Here is a 19,735-nt window from a genome sequence, read left to right on the forward strand (position 1 = left end):
ATTATTTTTCATTAGTGAACGTGATCTGTGGCTAGTGATGTGAGTGCATCCATGCAGACTCTCTTTTGTATCCTATTCTGTGACTTGCTTTTCTTTTGTACTCAGTACATTCGCCAAGCGTATGAAGTCGTCCTGAGATAGCGATTCCGCGCGTAAATCCGGGGCGATGTCCGCTGCTCGTATTTCCTGTTCCGTCAGTAGTTTACTCAAGGCGTTGCGCAAAGTTTTACGTCGCTGCGAAAAGGCTTGAGTCACGATTTGATTGAGATTGTGACTCAGTGCGTGGTCAGGTAGTGTCTCGTGCGGCGTTAATTTAACGATAGCCGACATGACTTTGGGTGCAGGTTGAAAGCATTCGGGCGGGGCGTCAAACAAAAATTCAGCTGTGCAGTAATATTGCAGCATCACACTGAGGCGACCATATTTTTTGCTGCCCGGCGTGGCACAAATACGATTGACTACTTCCTTTTGCAGCATGAAATGCATATCCTCGATAACTGCGGCATAGTCAAGCAGATGGAATAGCAGTGGCGTAGAAATGTTGTAGGGTAAATTACCGATGATACGCAGTTTTTCATCATTTTTGGCAAGCTGTGCAAAATCAAATTTTAATGCGTCAGCGCTGTGAATGCTCAGTCTGGGGTTGTGGCCAAAGCGTTTTTGTAATAATTCGACTAAATCACGATCTAGTTCGACAACATCCAGTTGAATGTTTTCGGCCAACAAAGGCGCGGTCAGTGCGCCTAGCCCCGGCCCGATTTCAACCCAATGTTGATTTTCACTGATTTGCAAGTGGCCCAGCAGGTTGCTGATGATTGCATCATCGGTTAAAAAATTTTGACCAAAACGTTTACGGGCTTTATGCATGACGGTTCCGATGGTTGTTTTCTGACATAAGTTGGGCGATTTCAAGGGCGTATTCTAGGCTACTGGTCGATGCATTGCCTGTTCCGGCTAGATCCAGTGCCGTGCCATGATCGACCGAGGTACGAATAATGGGTAGCCCCAGTGTAATATTAACCGCTTGGCCAAAGCCCTTGAATTTAAGTACGGGCAGGCCTTGGTCGTGATACATGGCTAGCACGGCATCGGCTTGCTCCAGATTGTTAGGTGTAAACAGCGTGTCGGCCGGTAATGGGCCATGTAAATTCAAATGTTGAGCGCGGAGTGCGTGAATGACAGGTTCGATAATTTCAATTTCTTCTCGGCCCAGGTGACCATTTTCGCCGGCATGGGGATTTAGTCCACAAATCAAAATATGAGGATTGTCGAGATTGAAATAATGGCGTAAGTCACGATCCAGAATTTTGATAACTTGGTTCAATGTGTCAGCGGTAATTGCCTGGCTGACTTGGGACAAGGGCAGGTGAGTTGTGACCAAGGCGACGCGCAAGCCCGCTGTGGCCAGCATCATGACGGGGTGGCCGCCGGTAAGTTGGGCGATGTATTCGGTATGACCGCTGAATGCGATTCCGGCATCATTGATGATGCTTTTTTGAACCGGGGCCGTGACCATGGCATCAAAGTGGTTGTGTAAACAGCCGAGGGTGGCTTGCTCAATCATCTTTAGCACATAAGAGCTGTTAGCTTTGTTTAATTGACCAGGAACGGCTGCTGTGGAAAGCGTTATAGGTTGTATTAATAAGGTTTTTTCGGGGTGCTGTTGAGCGGGTCTGTCAGGGTCGAAAATTTTAATGGCAATATCGAGGCCTAAATATTCGGCGCGCCGAGTGAGCATTTCGGGGTCGGCGAAAATGACTATTTCACAGTTTTGCTTGTGTTGAGCAAGCTGAATGCAAAGGTCAGGGCCTATGCCGGCCGGCTCGCCCGATGTGAGTGCAATTCGTGGTATTATCATGCTATCAAAGTACTAAATTAAGGTGAGATTTTACAAGTATACTCTCCATGCATGAACTCGCCACCTAAGCATTCTTTTTTGTATTGCCCGCGATAAAAACGAATGACTAATATGATGAGTTTATTGGTGAAGTGTTTAAAAAGAAAAAAGATGTTTATCTTGACCTTGGTTTTATGAAAAGATTATAATATGCGGATAGAAGCGGTAACCTGAAAAGGGTTTTCGTCGATGCCTTAAGCCCCCTGGTGGGGTTTTTTATTTTCTGATGAAAGGAAAAGGTGTCGCGGTTGTTTTGTTTATGGAAGAGCCTTTAGGCTCTTTTTTTTTGTGCGTTAGATGGTGAATAGTGATGAAACAGGCTCCTGAACATATTTTGAAACTACTTGAGCCGGTTATTGAAGGTCTGGGCTATGAGTGCGTTGGGATTGAATTTAATTCACATCCTAAAAACAGTGTGCTCAGGATTTATATCGACAGCGAAAACGGCATCACAGTTGATGACTGTTCAAAAGTCAGTCATCAGGTCAGTGGTGTATTGGATGTTGAAGATCCCATAAAATCTGAATATAACCTGGAAGTTTCATCACCGGGCGCGGATCGGCCTTTTTTTAAATTAGAGCAGTTTCGGCAGTTTATAGGACAACCCATTACGGTAACCTTATTTTCACCGATAAATCAACGTAGAAAAATTACCGGACAAATTGTTCAGGTTGAAGATGATGGCGTCATTGTTGTGGATGACGGAGATCAACAGTATTCCATTCCATTAAAAGCGATGAGTAAGGCCCGATTAGTGCCGGAATTCTCGATTAAATAAGGAGTTTTTAAGTGGCAAATAAAGAAATATTACTTGTGGCAGATGTTTTTGCTAACGAAAAGGATATTGATAAAGAGATTATTTTTCAGGCGCTGGAGTCAGCACTGGAAGCGGCGACAGTCAAACGGCATGAAAACAAGATTAAAGTTCGGGTTAAAATTGATCGGCAGACAGGTGATTATGAAACATTCCGGCGCTGGGAGGTTGTGGCGCCGAATGACGAAGTCGATGGTGATGTAGAATTTCCTGAGTCGCAAGTTCTGTTGGAAGTTGCACAAATGGACAATCCTGATGTTCAGGTAGGTGATTTTGTGGAAGAACGTATCGACTCGGTGGAATTTTGCCGTATCGCAGCGCAGACAGCCAAACAGGTCATCATCCAGAAAGTGCGTGAAGCAGAACGGAAAAAAATTGTCGATGCCTATCAGAGCCGTGTTGGTGAGTTGATTACCGGTGTCGTTAAACGAATCGAAAAAGGTAATGTATATCTGGATTTGGGTGGCAATGTCGAAGCTTTCATTCCTCGGGATGAAATGATTCCTAGAGAATCTGTGCGCATTGGAGATCGTATTCGAGGTTATTTAAAAGAAGTTCGATCGGAAGCACGGGGGCCGCAATTATTTGTTAGTCGTACGGCGCCGGAATTATTGATTGCCTTGTTTAAGCTGGAGGTGCCGGAAGTTAACGAAGGCTTGATTGAAATCAAGGGAGCGGCTCGCGATCCGGGCTCGCGTGCCAAAATTGCGGTTAAAGGCCATGATCCGAGGCTAGATCCGGTGGGTGCCTGCGTGGGTATGCGGGGGTCGCGTGTGCAGGCGGTTTCTAATGAGCTGGCCGGTGAACGGGTCGATATCATTTTATGGGATGAAAATGAAGCGCAGTTTGTCATTAATGCGATGGCGCCTGCAGAAATCGAATCCATTATTGTGGATGAAGACAAACACAGCATGGATGTTGCGGTGGCAACCGATAGTTTGTCGCAAGCCATTGGGCGCGGCGGGCAAAATGTGCGCCTGGCCAGTGAATTGACGGGCTGGGAGTTGAATGTGCTGGATGCGCAACAACTGGAACAGGAACAGGGTGCTGTCGTTTCAAAAATCAAACAGGATTTTATTGACCAGTTAGATGTGGATGAAGAAATTGCCGAGGTACTGGTTGATGTTGGCTTGACCAATATTGAAGAAATTGCCTATGTGCCGGTTGATGAAATGCTGGAGATCGAAGGCTTTGACGAAGAGCTGGTCAATGAATTGCGTAACCGGGCTAAAGACGCCTTGTTGATAAAAGCGATTGCCTCGGAAGAAAAAGTTGAAATCGCTGAGCCGTCTCAGGAGCTGCTGGAAATGGAAGGTATGGATGAAGAGCTGGCGAAAGAATTGGCGGCAAAAGGTATTGTGACGATGGAAGATTTGGCGGAACAAGCGGTAGACGATTTGCTGGAATTTACCGGAATGGATGAAGAAAAGGCAGCAAAATTGATTATGAAGGCGCGCGAACCATGGTTTGCAGAAAGTCAGGACACACAGGCAGGAGGAGGAGAAGAATGAGTGAAAAAACAGTACAAGAAATGGCGCAAGCAATTGGAATTCCTCTGGAGCGCTTTTTAGAACAAATAAAAGAAGCAAACCTGTCCGCTCGATCGCCGGATGATCTCATCACAGAAGAAGAAAAACTTAAATTACTGGCATTTTTGCGCAAACGACATGGTAAAGAGGGCGAGGTTGAAGATGTTGCGCCACGTAAAATTACCTTAAAACGACGAAAGGTTTCAGCGCTCAAGCAGTCTTCTGCGCCAGGAACCGGTAGTAAAACAGTCAATGTGGAAGTCCGTAAGAAGAAAACCTACATCAAGCGCAGCGAGGCGCCAGCTTTGACGCCAGAAGAGGAAGAGGCTTTGCGGGCTAAAAAGTTGTTGGAAGAACAACAAAAGCAGATTGAGGCTGAGCGTGAAGCTGCACGCAAACGTGAAGAAAAACTGAAGCAGGAAGCTGAAGAGAAAAAACGCCAGGAAGAAGCGCGAGCAAAAGAGGCTGAGGAAAAAGCCAAACAGCAGGCTAAAGCGCAGCAAGCGGCAAGCGAAGATAAAGAGAAAGAGGTCGGCGAACAAAAAGTGACTGAAGCAAAGGAGCAGCCGATGACAAAAGAATCTGAGGCCGTGTCAAAACCGGAGCAGGAGACTGAAAAAACGGAAGAGAGCAAAAAATCGAGCACTGAAGCTGATGCTGAAACTGAAGCAAAGGTTAAAACGGAAGAAGTCGCTGAAAAAGAACCGGAGTTGACACCAGAAGAGCTTGAAGCCAAACGCCTGGAGTTGGAAAAGAAACAGCGCCATGAGGCTTCTGTACAAAGAATGGCGGAAAAAGTTAGAAAGCAGGCAGAAGCCAAGCAGAAACAGACGCTGCATAAGAAAAAAACACCCGCAAAAGCAGGTAAGGCCGGTGGTTTCAGTAAGCCCGCTGCACCGGCTGCAGACACCGCAGGTGGTCGTAAAGCCAAAGGTAAAAAAGGGAAAAGTCGTCGGAATAGAGAGGAGATCAAATTAGAGGTCAGTACAAAACATCAGTTCGAGAAGCCTGTTGCGCCGGTGGTGAGAGATGTTTTGATTCCTGATCATATAATTGTTTCAGATTTAGCTCAAAAAATGAGCGTTAAGGCGGCCGAAGTCATAAAACATCTCATGAAATTAGGTATTATGGCGACCATTAACCAGACTATCGACCAGGAAACGGCTGTTATTTTGGTAGAAGAAATGGGCCATAACCCGATCATGCAAAGTGATGATGATCTAGAAAAAGAAATGTTGGCTGAAGTTCAGGGCGAAACGGATGAGCTTGAAGTCAAACCGCGTGCGCCGATTGTCACCATCATGGGGCATGTTGATCATGGTAAAACTTCATTACTCGACTATATTCGGAAAACGCGGGTTGCGGCAGGAGAAGCTGGGGGTATTACCCAACACATTGGGGCCTATCAGGTAAAAACCGATCATGGTAATGTCACGTTTCTGGATACGCCAGGACATGCCGCGTTTACCGCGATGCGTGCACGCGGCGCTGAATTGACCGATATCGTTATTGTGGTCGTTGCCGCGGATGATGGTGTTATGCCACAGACTAAAGAGGCAATAGAGCATGCGCGGGCCGCTAATGTGCCTATGATTATTGCCATCAATAAAATCGATAAGCCGGAAGCGAATCCAGATAAAGTAATGCAAGAACTGGCAACCTTAGAGGTTGTGCCTGAAGAATGGGGTGGTGATACACAGTTTCTGAAGGTGTCGGCTAAAACCGGAGCAGGTATTGATGAACTGATTGAGGCGTTGATTTTGCAGGCCGAAATTCTGGAATTGAAAGCACCGGTAACAGGACCTGCTGCGGGTATCTGTATCGAAGCGAGGCTTGATCGAGGCCGGGGTGTCGTGGCAACGGTATTGGTTCAAAAAGGCACTTTGAACAAAGGCGAAATCGTTTTATGTGGTAAAGAGTTTGGTCGTGTGCGGGCGATGTTTGATGAAAATGGACAGCCCGTCAAGAGTGCAGGCCCGAGTACACCGGTTGAAATTCTGGGGTTATCTGGAACTCCAACCGCAGGCGATGATTTTCTGGTGCTACAAAGCGAGCGGGCGGCAAGAGAATTGGCCGAGCATCGCGAAGAACGCATGAAAAGCAAGCAACATGCCAATCAAGCCGCCTCAAAACTGGATGAAGTATTTTCCAAAATGGCCGAGGGCGAAACAGCAACAGTCAATCTGGTTATCAAAACAGATGTACAAGGTAGCTTGGAAGCGTTACGTGAATCATTGATTAAATTATCCAATGATGAAGTCTCGGTTAAATGTGTTTACGGCGGTGTTGGGGGTATTAACGAAGGTGATGTTAATCTTGCCATTGCATCGAATGCGATCTTGATTGGTTTCAACGTGCGCGCCGATGCGACAGCTCGAAAACTGATTGAAGAAAAAGAAGTTGATTTGCATTATTACAGCGTTATTTATGATGCAATCGATGAAGTCAAACGTGCTATCAATGGTATGCTGGCACCGGAAATCCAGGAGAAAATCGTCGGTTTGGCTGAAGTTCGGGATGTATTCCGCTCACCAAAATTTGGTGCTATCGCAGGCTGCATGGTTATCGATGGTTATGTCAAACGGAATCTACCGATTCGTGTTTTGCGCGACAACGTGGTTATCTTTGAAGGCCAGCTGGAATCTTTACGCCGATTTAAAGAGGATGTGAATGAAGTCAAGACCGGTATGGAGTGTGGTATCGGCGTGAAAAACTATAACGATGTTAAAGTCGGTGATCAAATAGAAGTATTCGAACGTGTTGAAGTCAAGCGGGAGATTTAAGCGATGGGCAGAGATTTTTCCCGCAGTGAGCGGGTCGCATCTGAAATGCAAAAAGAGCTCGCCTTGATCTTGCAGCGCGAGGTAGAAGATCAACGCTTAGGTTTTATTACCATCAACGAAGTCGTGTTATCGAAAGATTTGGCGGTGGCCAAAATCTATATCACGGTTTTGAATGCCGATGAAGAAGCGAAAGTTTTAAATGTCGATACATTGAATGAACTAGCACCTGTCATTCGCCATCATTTGGCCAAAAAAATGCGCTTGCGGCATATGTCAGAATTGAGATTTTATTACGATCGTTCTATTGACACCGGAATGCGCGTGGCAGAACTTCTGGCAGAAGACGCTGCAAAAGATCGGGATTGATCTGTGGCAAGACGTAAAAAAGGCCGTGATATTCATGGTATTTTGTTATTGGATAAACCGAGTGGTATTTCTTCCAACCGGGCCTTACAAGATATGCGGCATTTTTTGAATGCGCGGAAAGCCGGACACACCGGGAGCCTTGATCCTTTGGCTACCGGTTTGCTGCCTTTGTGTTTTGGGGAGGCAACCAAGGTTTCGGGAATGATGCTGGATGATGATAAAAGTTATCAGGTCGTCATTCAGCTCGGTGTCATGACCGATACAGGGGATCTGGAAGGGCAGATTATTGCCGAACAGCCCGTTCCGGAGCTGACGCAAGCCCAGCTGGATGCTTGTTGGCAGCATTTTTTAGGTGATATTGACCAGGTTCCGCCCATGTATTCTGCTCTCAAGCATGAGGGGAAGAAGTTGTATGAGTTGGCGCGGGAAGGTATTCAAATAGAACGCAAGGCCCGGCGTGTGAGTATTTATCGCCTGGAGCAATTGAGCTGGGAGAGCGATTGTCTGACCTTGGCTGTAGATTGTTCGAAAGGAACTTATATTCGCTCTCTGGCCGAAGATATTGGCCATTATTTAGGTACATGTGCAACCGTTAAGGCCTTGCGTCGCACCCGGGCTGGAATATTTAAAATAGATCAGGCATTTACTCTGGATGCTTTGAAAGCCATGACGCCCGAAGCTGTCATTCAGCAATTAATTGCCGTCGATGCGCCGCTACAAAATCTGCCAGCGGTCAATGTTTCAACCAAACAGGCCGATTGCATCCGGCAAGGACAACAGCTTGATTTGAATTCAAGCGATGCCGGCACCGTCAGAATGTATTGTGGCGCGTTGTTTTTGGGCTTGGGCGAAATGCGAATGGATGGTAAACTAGCGCCCAGAAAACTGTTCCATCTGGAAACAACTTTTTAACGTGGAGCCCTGCACCCTATTGCGGGGCTCTGTTTTTTTACTGTGTATCGAAAAAGATACCACCAACTAATCGATAGGGATTACTATGCCATTTACTGCAGAACAAAAAAAAGCCGTTGTTGAAGAATATCGTTTATCCGAAACCGATACCGGCTCACCTGAAGTGCAAATTGCATTATTGACTGCACATATTGCTCATTTAGCACCGCATTTTGCTGAACATAAAAAAGATAATCATTCACGCCGAGGTTTATTACGTATGGTAAATCAGCGTCGTAAATTATTGGATTATCTGAAAAAGAAAGACGTCGCCCGTTATCGTTCATTGATTGAGCGTTTAGGCTTACGTAAGTAACTTATGCAAAACGGCACCTTAATGTGCCGTTTTTGTTTATACCGTAAAAACATCCATTGTGAATGGATGAATAGATCCTATGCAACAACCTTTCAATAAAGGAACTCTATAGTGAATCCGATCAGGAAACAATTTCAATATGGCGATCGCCAAGTCATTTTGGAAACCGGCGAAATCGCTCGTCAAGCCAATGGCGCTGTGTTAATCGATGTAGAAGGCACTTCTTTACTGGTTACCGTTGTGGGTAAAAAAGAAGCGCAAGGTGGTGATTTTTTCCCTTTAACCGTCAACTATCAGGAAAAGGCTTATGCAGCCGGAAAAATTCCAGGCGGTTTTTTTAAGCGGGAAGGACGGCCGAGCGAAAATGAAACTCTGATTTCCCGTCTGATCGACCGACCGATACGGCCTTTATTTCCACACGGTTTTACCAATGAAGTTCAAATTATTGCCACCGTAATGTCGTTAAATCCCGATGTGGATACGGAAGTTCCGGCATTATTGGGCGCCTCGGCCGCTTTAGCGGTTTCCGGCTTACCTTTCAATGGTCCGATAGGCGCGGCTTGTGTGGGCTATATCGATGGCGAATATGTATTGAATCCATCTAAAACAGCTTTGAAAGATTCGCGTCTAGAATTAGTGGTCGCAGGTACTCAGGATGCTGTCTTGATGGTTAAATCTGAAGCTGATTTATTGGATGAAGATGTTATGCTGGATGCGGTTTTGTTTGGACATGAACAAATGCAGACCGCGATCAATGCAATTAATGATTTCAGTGCGCAAGTCGATATCCCTGTGTTTGAATGGCAAGCGACCGAAGCCGATCAGAATTTGGAAGCGCAAGCTGCAGAATTGGCCGAAGCCGATATTCGGGCGGCCTATCAAATCGCAGAGAAGTTGGTCAGACAAGAGCGTTTGAGTGAGATTCGTTCCGCTGTGGTTGAAAAACTGACGGCTGACGAACAATACGAAGAAAGAGATGTCAGTGAGGCTATCGAACACTTAGAAAAGAAAATCGTTCGGGGATCTATCCTGAATGAAGCAAAACGGATTGATGGTCGTGAATTAGACAAGGTCAGACCGATTTCTGTCAGAACTGGTGTTTTGCCTAGGACGCATGGGTCGGCCTTGTTCACACGCGGTGAAACGCAGGCTCTGGTAGTCGCAACATTAGGTACTGATCGTGATGCCCAGATTATTGATGCGTTGTCGGGTGAATATAAAGAACCGTTCATGTTGCATTACAATTTTCCACCGTTTTGTGTCGGTGAGACGGGGTTTGTCGGCTCTCCTAAACGTCGAGAAATTGGTCACGGCCGATTGGCTAAACGTGGTGTTGCGGCAGTTTTGCCTGACATGGAAGAATTTCCATATGTACTTCGCGTAGTTTCAGAAATCACCGAGTCTAATGGTTCCAGTTCCATGGCTTCAGTATGTGGCACTAGTTTGGCGCTGATGGATGCCGGTGTTCCAATTAAAGCACCGGTTGCCGGTATCGCAATGGGCTTGATTAAAGAAGGCGACAAGTTTGCCGTATTGTCCGACATCATGGGTGATGAAGATCACTTAGGGGATATGGATTTCAAGGTTGCAGGCTCTAAAGACGGCATCACCGCCTTGCAGATGGATATCAAGATTGATGGTATTACGGCTGAGATCATGAAAACGGCATTGGCGCAAGCGAAAGAAGGGCGTTTGCACATTCTGAATGAAATGAGCAAAGCATTGTCCGAAACGCGTGAGGAAATGTCTGATTTTGCACCTCGGATTATTTCCTTCAAAATTGATCCGAGCAAGATTCGTGAGGTTATCGGTAAAGGTGGTGCGACTATTCGTGGTATTACCGAACAAACTGGAGCCAGTATTGATTTAACGGATGACGGTGTCGTGAATATCGCCTCGGTTGACAAGGCGGCGGGTGAAGAAGCCCGTAAAATCATCGAAGAAATCACGGCTGAAGTTGAAGTTGGAAAAGTCTATGAAGGCAAGGTCGCAAGACTGATGGACTTTGGCGCATTTGTTACCATTTTACCGGGTAAAGATGGGCTGGTTCATATTTCGCAAATTTCCGATGAGCGCGTTGAGAAAGTGAGTGATAAACTCAGCGAAGGTGACATCGTTAAGGTTAAAGTGCTGGAAATCGATCGTCAAGGACGGGTTCGGTTGAGCATGAAAGAAGTTAAGGATGATGAATAATCATCCAATTAACGTATCTACTCACCCCCTCTAAAAAGCAGGTGTAGGTTGTTGATTTATCAGGCTTGCATAACAGGGATGTTATGCAGAACTACATGGATGTATTCACGTGTCCTGATAAATCAATGACCTACTCCGGCTAAAACACAACCGGGTGAGCAGTTACCAATTAACAATAAAAAAGGGCCGTAAGGCCCTTTTTTTTGCTCAGGAAAATGATGGATAATTCTATTTTTGATAAAAATTGCCGTGCCTGCCCCCGGCTGGCGACATTTCTTGATGAGGTGAAGCAAAAATATCCGGCGTATCATGCGGCCCCTGTCGCGCCGTTTGGGGATGTGTCACCCGCCTTATTAATTGTAGGTCTGGCACCTGGAATGCATGGCGCTAATGCTAGTGGCCGGCCTTTCACCGGTGATTATGCCGGTTTGTTATTGTATGAAACGCTATATGAATTTGGCTTCAGCAATCAGCCCGATTCCAGTGCACTCGATGATGGGTTGGTGCTGAAAAATTGCCGCATTACCAATGCCGTAAAATGCCTGCCTCCACAGAACAAGCCGGTTGGTGCGGAAATCAACCAATGTAATCATTTTTTACAGCAGGAAATTAAGGCTTTACCGGAACAGGCTGTGATTATGGTTTTGGGAAATATTGCACATCAGGCGGTATTGAAAGCCTATGGTTTACGTTTGAGTCAGATTGCATTTAAGCATAATCAGGCGACGGCATTACCGGATGGTAAACTATTGGTCAGTTCTTACCACTGTAGTCGCTATAATATACAAACCAAGCGTTTGACTAGGGAAATGTTTCATGATGTGTTTAACACGATTAAGAACTATATTTAGGACGTGTGAACGAAAATACGCTAAACAAGACATTTGATGTCAAAGCCTTTCTGAAAACACTGACGCAACGTCCTGGTATTTATAAAATGCTAGATGAGCGTGGCGAGATTATTTATATCGGAAAGGCTAAAAATCTGAAAAATCGCGTTTCCAGTTATTTCAGAACGCACAGCGCTTCGCCTAAGCAACAAGCAATGGTTGCTAAAGTGGCGTCGATTGAGGTCATGGTAACTCATACCGAAGGTGAGGCGTTATTGTTGGAAAGTCAGCAAATCAAGCGTTTCAAGCCACGGTACAATATTTGTTTGCGCGATGATAAATCCTATCCGTATGTTTTTTTGAGCGATCATGATTTTCCGCAATTGACTTTCCATCGCGGTGCTAAGAAACGTAAGGGCATTTATTTTGGCCCTTATCCCAGTGCCGGTGCCGTGCGGGAAACGCTTAAATTGTTACAAAAAATTTTCCCTGTCAGGCAGTGCGATGATTCTTTTTATCAGCACCGGACCCGTCCCTGTCTGCAATATCAAATACAGCGTTGTACTGCGCCCTGTACTGGGTTGATCTCAAAAGACGATTACCAGGCCGATGTTGAAAATACAAAATTATTCTTGCAAGGCAAAGGGGAGTTAGTCATCGATAGTCTGGTGCAGCGCATGGAAACGGCATCGGAACAGCTTGCCTTCGAACAAGCTGCTGTTTATCGCGATCAGATCAGCCGTTTACGGTCGGTTTTAGAGCGCCATTTTGTGTTAGGTGAAAAAGGTGATGTCGATATTATTGCCTGTGCTAACAATGCTGGCATGGCCTGTGTTCAAGTCTTTTTTATCCGCAAGGGCCAGAATCTGGGCAGTAAAACATTTTTCCCTAAAATGGCCGAGTCTCATGCGGCGGGAGATATTTTACAGGCCTTTATCGCTCAGTATTATCTGGAACGTCAATTACCAAATGAATTGATTGTGAGCCATGCATTGCCAGATACCCACTTACTGGCTGAAGTGTTATCGAAACAAGCACAGCAAACGGTTACGATCAGCACTCATGTTCGGGGACAACGGGCTAAATGGTTGGAAATGGCGGCAAGTAATGCTGAAAATTTCTTATCCACACGTATGGCAGATAAACAGGGTATTCATGAGCGTTTTTTGAGTTTACAAGAACAGCTAGGGCTTGATGAAATGCCTAAACGTTTGGAATGTTTCGATATCAGCCATACTCAGGGTGAGCAAACGGTTGCTTCATGCGTTGTTTACACGCTGGAAGGGCCGCTAACGGCGGCTTATCGGCGATTTAACATTGAAGGCATTACACCCGGCGATGATTATGCAGCGATTTACCAAGCAGTTTACCGGCGCTTTAAACGCATGAAAAAAGGTGAGCATCAAGCACCGGATATTTTACTGATCGATGGCGGTAAGGGACAGGTTAATGAGGCGCAAAAGGCATTATCCGAATTATCAGTAAATAGTGTTATGATAGTGGGCGTTTCTAAAGGGCCTGATCGCAAGGCGGGGATGGAAAAAATCATCTTGCCGGAATTGTCAGAGCCTTTGGATATAACGCCAGGTGCCAGTTGCTTGTTGTTGATTCAGCATATTCGGGATGAAGCGCACCGGTTTGCGATTACAGGACACCGAGGTAGACGGGCCAAGGCCAAAAAACGCTCTATACTCGAAGATATACCAGGACTTGGCCCTAAACGACGGCAAATCTTGTTAAAACAATTTGGTGGCCTGCAAGGTGTGGCCAAGGCCGGTGTCGATGCCCTGAATAGTGTCGATGGCATCAGTCGACAGTTGGCGCAAAAAATTTACGATAGTTTTCATCAATAATTATGCTACACGAGTTTAATTTACCCACATGCTTAACTTTTTTACGGATCGCTTTGATTCCGTTGTTAGCTGTCGTTTTTTATTTACCCTGGGAATATTCCAATGTGGCATGTACATTGATTTTTATCTTCGCGGGTTTTACGGACTGGCTGGATGGCTATCTGGCCAGAAAAATGCAACTGGAAACAGCTTTTGGTGCTTTCCTCGATCCGGTTGCTGATAAATTGATGGTTGCTTTTGTGCTCGTTTTGTTGGTACAGGCGGAAGCATCCCCCTATCTTGCTATTCCTGCCGCTATTATCATTGGTCGGGAAATCACGATTGCTTCGTTAAGAGAGTGGATGGCTGAAATTGGTCAGCGCGCAAAGGTTAAGGTTTCACAACTTGGAAAATGGAAAACAACAGCTCAAATGGTCGCTATTGCTTTTCTGTTATATCGGGATGATATTTTTAATTTGCCAGTGAGTATGATTGGCTATGTGTTACTTTATATCGCCGCCATTCTAACCTTATGGTCGATGGCTAATTATTTAATGGCCGCTGCCTCTACACTAAGGGAATAAGCGGCACTCAAGACAATCACAATCATAAGATAACATCGTTTTGTTATTCAAAACGATGAATCAAGCGTATCAAAATGGAACAAAAACAAGAACAACAAGATCAAGAACAAACCAAAAAGGTCGTTACACGGGATGATATTTTACTGGCCGCCTTAAAACTTTTTGCAGAAAAGGGCTATTTCAATACCTCTCTGGCTGATATTAAAACGGCCTGCGGTTTAAAAACAACAAGTGGCATTTATCAGCATTTCAAAACCAAGCAAATGATTGCCGAGGCGCTGTTTGGCAATATACTCGACAGTTTGAGTATATCCATCGATGATATTCGGCGACGTAATCGCAAGTCCTCAGAGCAGCTACGGGAAATCGTCGATTTATTGTTTAAATTAACTGATGACGCGCCTGAAGTGATGACTTTTTTATTGCGTATCAAGGTTGATGAATTTTTGCCGGAATATAAACCCCTGCTCGAAACGGCGCCGTTCAATAAAATTATACGCATATTACAAAAAGGCATTAAAGACGGTGAAATCCGTTCATTAGACCCTTTAATGGCCTATGCCTGTTTTTTTGGTATCGTCAATCAAACGCTGGAAATGGTGTTAACTGGCGCTTTGGATAAAGATGCCGATAGTTATCAATCACAGGTTTGGCTGTTGGCCTGGAGTTGTATTGCGCGAAAATGAGGTTGTTATTCACATCAAAACAAAGATATAAAAAACAAGAATTAAGTCTTTTATTTAACTGATGTTACGCAGTAACTCTTCCCTCATTCCCACGCTCCTGCGTAGGAACCCATGTAGACACAGAGATCACTGAGAACACAGAGAATGAAACCGTGTAGTAAGGATGAACAACAAATGTTCCTACAGGGTCGTTAATAACTGAATGAATCTAGATCAGTCAATGGAATTAAACGATACAAACTATAACTCTGTGCGCTCTGTGGTCTCTGTGTCGATAAAAAATAGAGGCCAGAGATGACTTTTTCTTTCACGGTAATGGTGAATGGAAGATTATGGGAATGAGATTGAAGTGCCGCTGCGTAACATCAGTTATTTAATTAACTGTTTTTGTAAGTTTTTGATAAATAAATGTTTTAAGATGTGTTTAGAAAATAGTCAATTTAACGGATTCCGTTAAATTTCGAAGACTTAGGCCGATTATCATTATCTTTTCCACAAAGTTATCCACAGAAAATGTGGGTAACTTTGTGGGGGGCAAACCAGACAGAATATTATTGCTTGATCGTTTGTGTTTGCAAGAATTGAATAATCTCTTCAGCATGGTGCGATGGGTTGACGTGCCGATAGATTTTTGCCAGTTTACCGTCGGGAGCAATAATAAAGGAATGTCGTTTGCAGAAGCGGATTGGGCCTAATTTAAATAAGCATCCATATTGACGGCTGACTGCGCCATCCGGGTCGCTCAATAAAGGGAAGGGTAACTGTCGTTTTTGAATAAAGGACTGGTGACTGCTGACAGAATCGGTATTAATGCCTAAAACAATACCATTCAGCTTCCTGATTTCATCATAGCTATCCCTTAAGTGGCAGGCCTCTGCCGTGCAACCCGGGGTATTGTCTTTCGGATAAAAAAATAAAATCAGCCAGTGACCTTTGTAATGGTCAGGTGTATGCACTTTAGTGTCACTGCCTGTAAGTTTAAAATAAGGCGCGGGCTGATTGGTTTTAAGTTTTTGCATGATAATCACCTAAAAGAGTACTAATATGCAGCAAATATTGTTAGGGGGCAACGGCCAGCAACAGATTTTAATGGATGCCGCGATGGGTAATCGGCACGGCATGATTTCAGGCGCGACAGGCACCGGAAAAACGATAACCTTGCAAATACTCGCGGAAGGCTTTTCCCGATTAGGCGTTCCTGTTTTTCTGGCGGATATGAAAGGTGATTTATCCGGCATTGCTAAGTCTGGAAAGGCGCATCCAAAAATTGAACAGCGTCTTCAGGCCATTAAAATTGAAGATTTCCAATTTCGGGGTAACCCGGCAGTTTTTTGGGATATTTTTGGCGAAAATGGACATCCGGTCAGAGCGACAATTTCAGATATGGGGCCTTTGTTGTTGAGCCATCTGTTGAATTTGAATGATACTCAGACCGGTATTTTGTATAGTGGCTTTAAAATTGCCGATGATGAAGGCTTGTTATTGCTAGATTTGAAAGACCTGCGTGCCATATTAGCCTGGATGGCTGAAAATAGCAGGGCGTTGAAAGCAGAGTACGGCACTATTTCTTCGGCTAGCATTGGCGCAATACAGCGCCGCTTGCTGGTTCTAGAAGAGCAGGGTGCAGAGCATTTTTTTGCTGAACCTGCAATCGAACTGGATGATTTGCAGCGCGTTGATTTTTCCGGCAATGGTGTTATCAACATTCTTGATGCCACTCGGCTAATGGCAAAATCTCCACGTTTGTATGCCGCTTTTTTATTGTGGTTATTATCCGAATTATTTGAAACGCTGCCGGAAGTCGGTGATTTAGACAAACCTAAAATGGTCTTGTTTTTTGATGAGGCACATTTGCTGTTTGACCGGGCGCCTCGGGTTTTGATTGACAAAATTGAGCAGATTGTTCGCTTAATTCGTTCAAAAGGAGTTGGGGTTTATTTTGTCAGTCAAAGTCCGCTGGATGTCCCCGAAGATATTCTGGGACAGCTGGGACTTAAAATCCAACATGCCTTAAGGGCTTACACGCCAAAGGATAGAAAGGTGATTAAAGCCGTTGCCCAAACATTTAGAGAAAACCCTGCATTGGATACAGAACAAGCCATTCAGGCACTCAAAACGGGCGAAGCGCTGATTTCGACATTGAATGCCGATGGTAGTCCGAGCCAAGTTGAGCGGGTTTTAATGCGGCCACCGGAATCACAAATAGGCCCACTTACGGATGAAGAAAGAAAAACGATTATGCAACGTTCGCCGGTAAAAGGCCGATATGAACGAATAATTGACCGTGAATCAGCTTATGAACTGTTAAAGCAAAAAGCTGAACAGCGCAGTCAATTAAGCAGACAGAATGAAAAAACAGTCAAATCATATCGGCGTAGTTCAAGCCGTTCACGTCAATCCGTCGGTGAAGCTATGCTAAAAAGTGCAGCTAGAAGTATTGGGAGTCAAATTGGTAGGCAAATTATGCGAGGAATTTTAGGTTCATTATTGGGGCGGCGTTCCTAGAAGGGTGGCTGCTGGACTATAGATGATGCTATTTCGACAGCCACCTAAAAACGACCTAATTCTGTAGAAAAAAACATAAGGCTGGTTAATCCAGCCTTTTTATTTTGTTTTTCACATTTTCATAGAAGCGCCGCATTTTCCTTCACCACATTTGCCTTCCATTGATTTTTTATCGGCTTTCGGCATAGCTTTATTACCGGCACATTTACCTTCAACTGTTTTATCTTCGTTCGTTTTCATCATGGCCGCGCCACATTTGCCTTCGCCGCAAGCACCATCTTTCATTTTCATCGATGTGCTTTTTTCATCCGATTCAGCAACCTGCATATAGCCTGATGATAATTCAGTTAATGAAAAAGGATTATCCATTTTTGCTGTATTTTCGGTAGCTTGTGCGTTGGAAAAGGATAGACCGGAAAGCAGGGATGTGCTGATTGTTGCTAAGAGCGTAGATTTGTTTTTGGTAGTCATATTTTTTCTCGACTGTAAGTGGATAAAACGTGAAGCATATCAGAATGACCGCAAATAAAAAAGAAGGTTCCGAACAGGAGGACTTTAAGCTTAGGAACGGACTTTTATTCGATACAATACCGAGAAAGCGGTGCGGTGTGGGAATTTTGCTGAGGAAAAAGGGAAGGATTTTTTGAAACCCCGTTTCTCTACTTTTTTGCAGAGAAACGGGGAGTATAGGCTTATTCCAAAACGTTATTGAAATCGGTACGTTTTTCCAGAAGTTGAGCTTCTTTTTCTACAGAAGTAGGACCAGCTTGTTTTAAGTGCTCGGTTTCACGGCTTTTTAACAATACAACGCCTGTGATAGAAATTGCAGCCATAACGCCAACGATCAATAAGAAGTTATCTTTTTTTTCTTCAGCCATTTTTTACATCCTCTTTGTGTGTATTAATTATTTTTATATAAAAACCTTTTAAAAGGTTGTCGGCTAAACGACATGTAGAACATGTTAGTTTTGAAGCGACACCATATTTTTATCATGTCCAATGTGTCGTGTCAAAACTTTATGCGATTTTTAAAAAGATAGCGTGCAATTTTTATGGTCGTGAAGAGAATATAAAGGCTTTTGAATACTGTATTAGCGACCCAGACTGTTGTACTATTGCCACTAATTTTTTTCAATCAGGGGGAGTAAAGGTTTGCAGCCGCTTATTTACGACCGTGCCGTTTTTATCAAACGGCATATTTTGATGCCATTGACGGTATTTTTTTTAATGATTCCTATTTTGGAATTTACCCCGCTTGAAATGTGGCTTAGTGAACATTTTTTTGATAGTGTGACTCGGCAATGGCCGTTGAAAGATGATTGGTGGATACAGCAGTTTCTTCATAAAGGCGGACAAAAATTTTCCAAACTGGTTGGTGTTATTTTACTGCTGACGGCATTGTATTCGAGCTTTAAAGGCTCAAAGTTGTATCGTTACCGCAAGGCGTTATGGTTTTTGTTTTTGGCTAGTGTGACAGGCCCCGCGTTGGTTGCGGTACTAAAAAGTCAGACGCATATCTATTGCCCCTGGAGTTTGAAGGTTTTTTCGGGGGATAAGCCTTATATTCGTTTGTTTGATGCGGTCGATAATGGTCTGAAAGTCGGGCATTGTTTCCCATCCGGACACGCGAGTGGCGGATTTGCCTTCATCAGCCTTTATTTCTTTTTTTTGGTGGTTAAGCCACGTTATCGTTTTTATGGTTTGGCCTTTGGATTGATATTAGGTTTGGTCTATGGAGTCGCGCAGCAAATGCGGGGCGCCCATTTTCTGAGTCATGATGTGTTTGCACTGGTCATTTGCTGGTTTTCCTCGGTTTTTTGGTTTTTGCTGTTTTATTACCGCGAGTTAAAGCCTCGTGGTGTTCAAGCTAAGTCGTCGTCTGCTTGATATTTTTCCGATAGACGTAATAACACATAAACAGCGCCTGTTCCGCCGTCACGCGGCGGCGTCGAGCAGAAGGCTAACACGTCTTTATGTTGTCTGAGCCAGACATTGACATCATTTTTTAAAACAGGATGATAATCGGCTGAGCGGTAGCCTTTTCCATGAATAATATGTACACAGCGGCAACCGTATTCCACACATTCTTGTAAAAAGCGCACTAACTGCACACGCGCTTGCTGGCTAGTCAATCCATGCAGGTCGATATCGGCGTCTAAGCCATAATAGCCTTTGCGCAATTTGCGCAGGATATTTTTTTGCATGCCCGGCGCTAAGAAACTGAGCTTGTCCTCATTGCTGAGTCTGTCTACGGGTTCTGATAAATCGACAAACGGTGAGGGCTCGTCAATTAAATTATTACGGCATTTTATTCGTGTTTTTTTGGGGCGAGGGGGTTCAATTTTGTCATTTTTGATGCGAGAAACTTTACCGACTGTTTGCCGAAACAAGGAAAGGTCTTCGTCTGAGAGTGTTTTTTTTGACACGGAGCTGATTTAAGGCGTGGTTT

19 protein-coding genes are annotated in these 19,735 nt (G+C 44.5%); 13 read left to right on the top strand and 6 right to left on the bottom strand.

Annotated features, from left to right (window positions below; translation table 11 throughout):
- Positions 1–72: 72 nt before the first annotated feature.
- Together rsmA and pdxA are read right to left on the bottom strand one after the other, a co-directional pair.
- On the bottom strand, positions 73–867 hold the full coding sequence (gene rsmA / locus JEU20_RS11995) for a 16S rRNA (adenine(1518)-N(6)/adenine(1519)-N(6))-dimethyltransferase RsmA (protein WP_198246372.1): 795 nt from the start codon (positions 865–867) through the stop codon (positions 73–75).
- Positions 860–1,858, bottom strand: coding sequence for a 4-hydroxythreonine-4-phosphate dehydrogenase PdxA (pdxA, locus tag JEU20_RS12000; RefSeq protein ID WP_198246374.1), 999 nt, complete (start codon positions 1,856–1,858; stop codon positions 860–862). Before pdxA ends, rsmA begins: the two co-directional genes overlap by 8 nt.
- A 349-nt stretch (positions 1,859–2,207) precedes the next feature.
- On the opposite strand from pdxA, the gene rimP reads away from it, so the two are divergent.
- The 11 genes from rimP (at position 2,208) to JEU20_RS12055 (ending at position 14,781) form a co-directional block, all read left to right on the top strand.
- The gene (rimP, locus tag JEU20_RS12005) at positions 2,208–2,675 is read left to right on the top strand and encodes a ribosome maturation factor RimP (protein ID WP_198246718.1); all 468 of its coding nucleotides are present in this window, start codon (positions 2,208–2,210) and stop codon (positions 2,673–2,675) included.
- An 11-nt stretch (positions 2,676–2,686) separates the two neighbouring features.
- Complete coding sequence (gene nusA, locus JEU20_RS12010; protein WP_198246376.1) at positions 2,687–4,222, top strand: transcription termination factor NusA; 1,536 nt, start codon at positions 2,687–2,689, stop codon at positions 4,220–4,222.
- A complete protein-coding gene (gene infB / locus JEU20_RS12015; protein WP_198246378.1) occupies positions 4,219–7,023 on the top strand; it encodes a translation initiation factor IF-2 in 2,805 nt (934 codons plus the stop codon). Before nusA ends, infB begins: the two co-directional genes overlap by 4 nt.
- Positions 7,024–7,026: 3 nt before the next feature.
- Positions 7,027–7,389 carry a 30S ribosome-binding factor RbfA gene (gene rbfA, locus JEU20_RS12020; RefSeq protein ID WP_198246380.1) on the top strand — a complete coding sequence of 121 codons (363 nt, stop codon included), beginning with the start codon at positions 7,027–7,029 and terminating at the stop codon, positions 7,387–7,389.
- 3 nt (positions 7,390–7,392) lie between these two features.
- Complete coding sequence (truB, locus tag JEU20_RS12025; RefSeq protein WP_198246382.1) at positions 7,393–8,301, top strand: tRNA pseudouridine(55) synthase TruB; 909 nt, start codon at positions 7,393–7,395, stop codon at positions 8,299–8,301.
- A gap of 85 nt (positions 8,302–8,386) precedes the next feature.
- A complete protein-coding gene (gene rpsO, locus JEU20_RS12030; protein WP_198246384.1) occupies positions 8,387–8,656 on the top strand; it encodes a 30S ribosomal protein S15 in 270 nt (89 codons plus the stop codon).
- 111 nt (positions 8,657–8,767) lie between these two features.
- Positions 8,768–10,849 (top strand): polyribonucleotide nucleotidyltransferase, encoded by a 2,082-nt coding sequence (pnp, locus tag JEU20_RS12035; RefSeq protein WP_198246386.1) that lies wholly within the window; start codon positions 8,768–8,770, stop codon positions 10,847–10,849.
- Positions 10,850–11,064: 215 nt separating this feature from the next.
- Positions 11,065–11,700 carry a uracil-DNA glycosylase gene (locus JEU20_RS12040; protein WP_198246388.1) on the top strand — a complete coding sequence of 212 codons (636 nt, stop codon included), beginning with the start codon at positions 11,065–11,067 and terminating at the stop codon, positions 11,698–11,700.
- A 5-nt stretch (positions 11,701–11,705) separates the two neighbouring features.
- Complete coding sequence (gene uvrC / locus JEU20_RS12045) at positions 11,706–13,532, top strand: excinuclease ABC subunit UvrC (protein ID WP_198246390.1); 1,827 nt, start codon at positions 11,706–11,708, stop codon at positions 13,530–13,532.
- A gap of 2 nt (positions 13,533–13,534) precedes the next feature.
- Positions 13,535–14,095: a CDP-diacylglycerol--glycerol-3-phosphate 3-phosphatidyltransferase gene (gene pgsA / locus JEU20_RS12050; RefSeq protein WP_198246392.1), complete on the top strand. Its 561-nt coding sequence runs from the start codon at positions 13,535–13,537 to the stop codon at positions 14,093–14,095.
- Positions 14,096–14,169: 74 nt separating this feature from the next.
- The gene (locus JEU20_RS12055) at positions 14,170–14,781 is read left to right on the top strand and encodes a TetR/AcrR family transcriptional regulator (protein WP_198246394.1); all 612 of its coding nucleotides are present in this window, start codon (positions 14,170–14,172) and stop codon (positions 14,779–14,781) included.
- Between the two features lie 551 nt (positions 14,782–15,332).
- Here the strand turns inward: JEU20_RS12055 and JEU20_RS12060 are convergent.
- Entirely contained in the window at positions 15,333–15,800 is a 468-nt protein-coding gene (locus tag JEU20_RS12060; RefSeq protein WP_198246396.1) for a peroxiredoxin, read from the bottom strand.
- A gap of 25 nt (positions 15,801–15,825) precedes the next feature.
- Here JEU20_RS12060 and JEU20_RS12065 point away from each other — a divergent pair, with 25 nt between their 5' ends.
- Positions 15,826–17,286, top strand: a complete 1,461-nt coding sequence (locus tag JEU20_RS12065) for a helicase HerA-like domain-containing protein (protein ID WP_198246397.1) — start codon at positions 15,826–15,828, stop codon at positions 17,284–17,286.
- Positions 17,287–17,397: 111 nt separating this feature from the next.
- Here JEU20_RS12065 and JEU20_RS12070 read toward each other — a convergent pair whose 3' ends face one another.
- Together JEU20_RS12070 and JEU20_RS12075 are read right to left on the bottom strand one after the other, a co-directional pair.
- Entirely contained in the window at positions 17,398–17,757 is a 360-nt protein-coding gene (locus JEU20_RS12070; RefSeq protein ID WP_198246399.1) for an HvfA family oxazolone/thioamide-modified RiPP metallophore, read from the bottom strand.
- Between the two features lie 221 nt (positions 17,758–17,978).
- Positions 17,979–18,164: a hypothetical protein gene (locus JEU20_RS12075; protein WP_198246401.1), complete on the bottom strand. Its 186-nt coding sequence runs from the start codon at positions 18,162–18,164 to the stop codon at positions 17,979–17,981.
- A 274-nt stretch (positions 18,165–18,438) separates the two neighbouring features.
- Between JEU20_RS12075 and JEU20_RS12080 the strand changes: the two genes are divergently transcribed.
- A complete protein-coding gene (locus JEU20_RS12080; RefSeq protein WP_198246403.1) occupies positions 18,439–19,173 on the top strand; it encodes a phosphatase PAP2 family protein in 735 nt (244 codons plus the stop codon).
- Here JEU20_RS12080 and JEU20_RS12085 read toward each other — a convergent pair.
- Positions 19,149–19,712 carry a Smr/MutS family protein gene (locus tag JEU20_RS12085; protein WP_198246405.1) on the bottom strand — a complete coding sequence of 188 codons (564 nt, stop codon included), beginning with the start codon at positions 19,710–19,712 and terminating at the stop codon, positions 19,149–19,151. The genes JEU20_RS12080 and JEU20_RS12085 overlap by 25 nt on opposite strands.
- Between the last annotated feature and the right edge of the window lie 23 nt (positions 19,713–19,735).

The organism is methane-oxidizing endosymbiont of Gigantopelta aegis (assembly GCF_016097405.1).
Classification (GTDB): domain Bacteria; phylum Pseudomonadota; class Gammaproteobacteria; order Methylococcales; family Methylomonadaceae; genus Methylomarinum.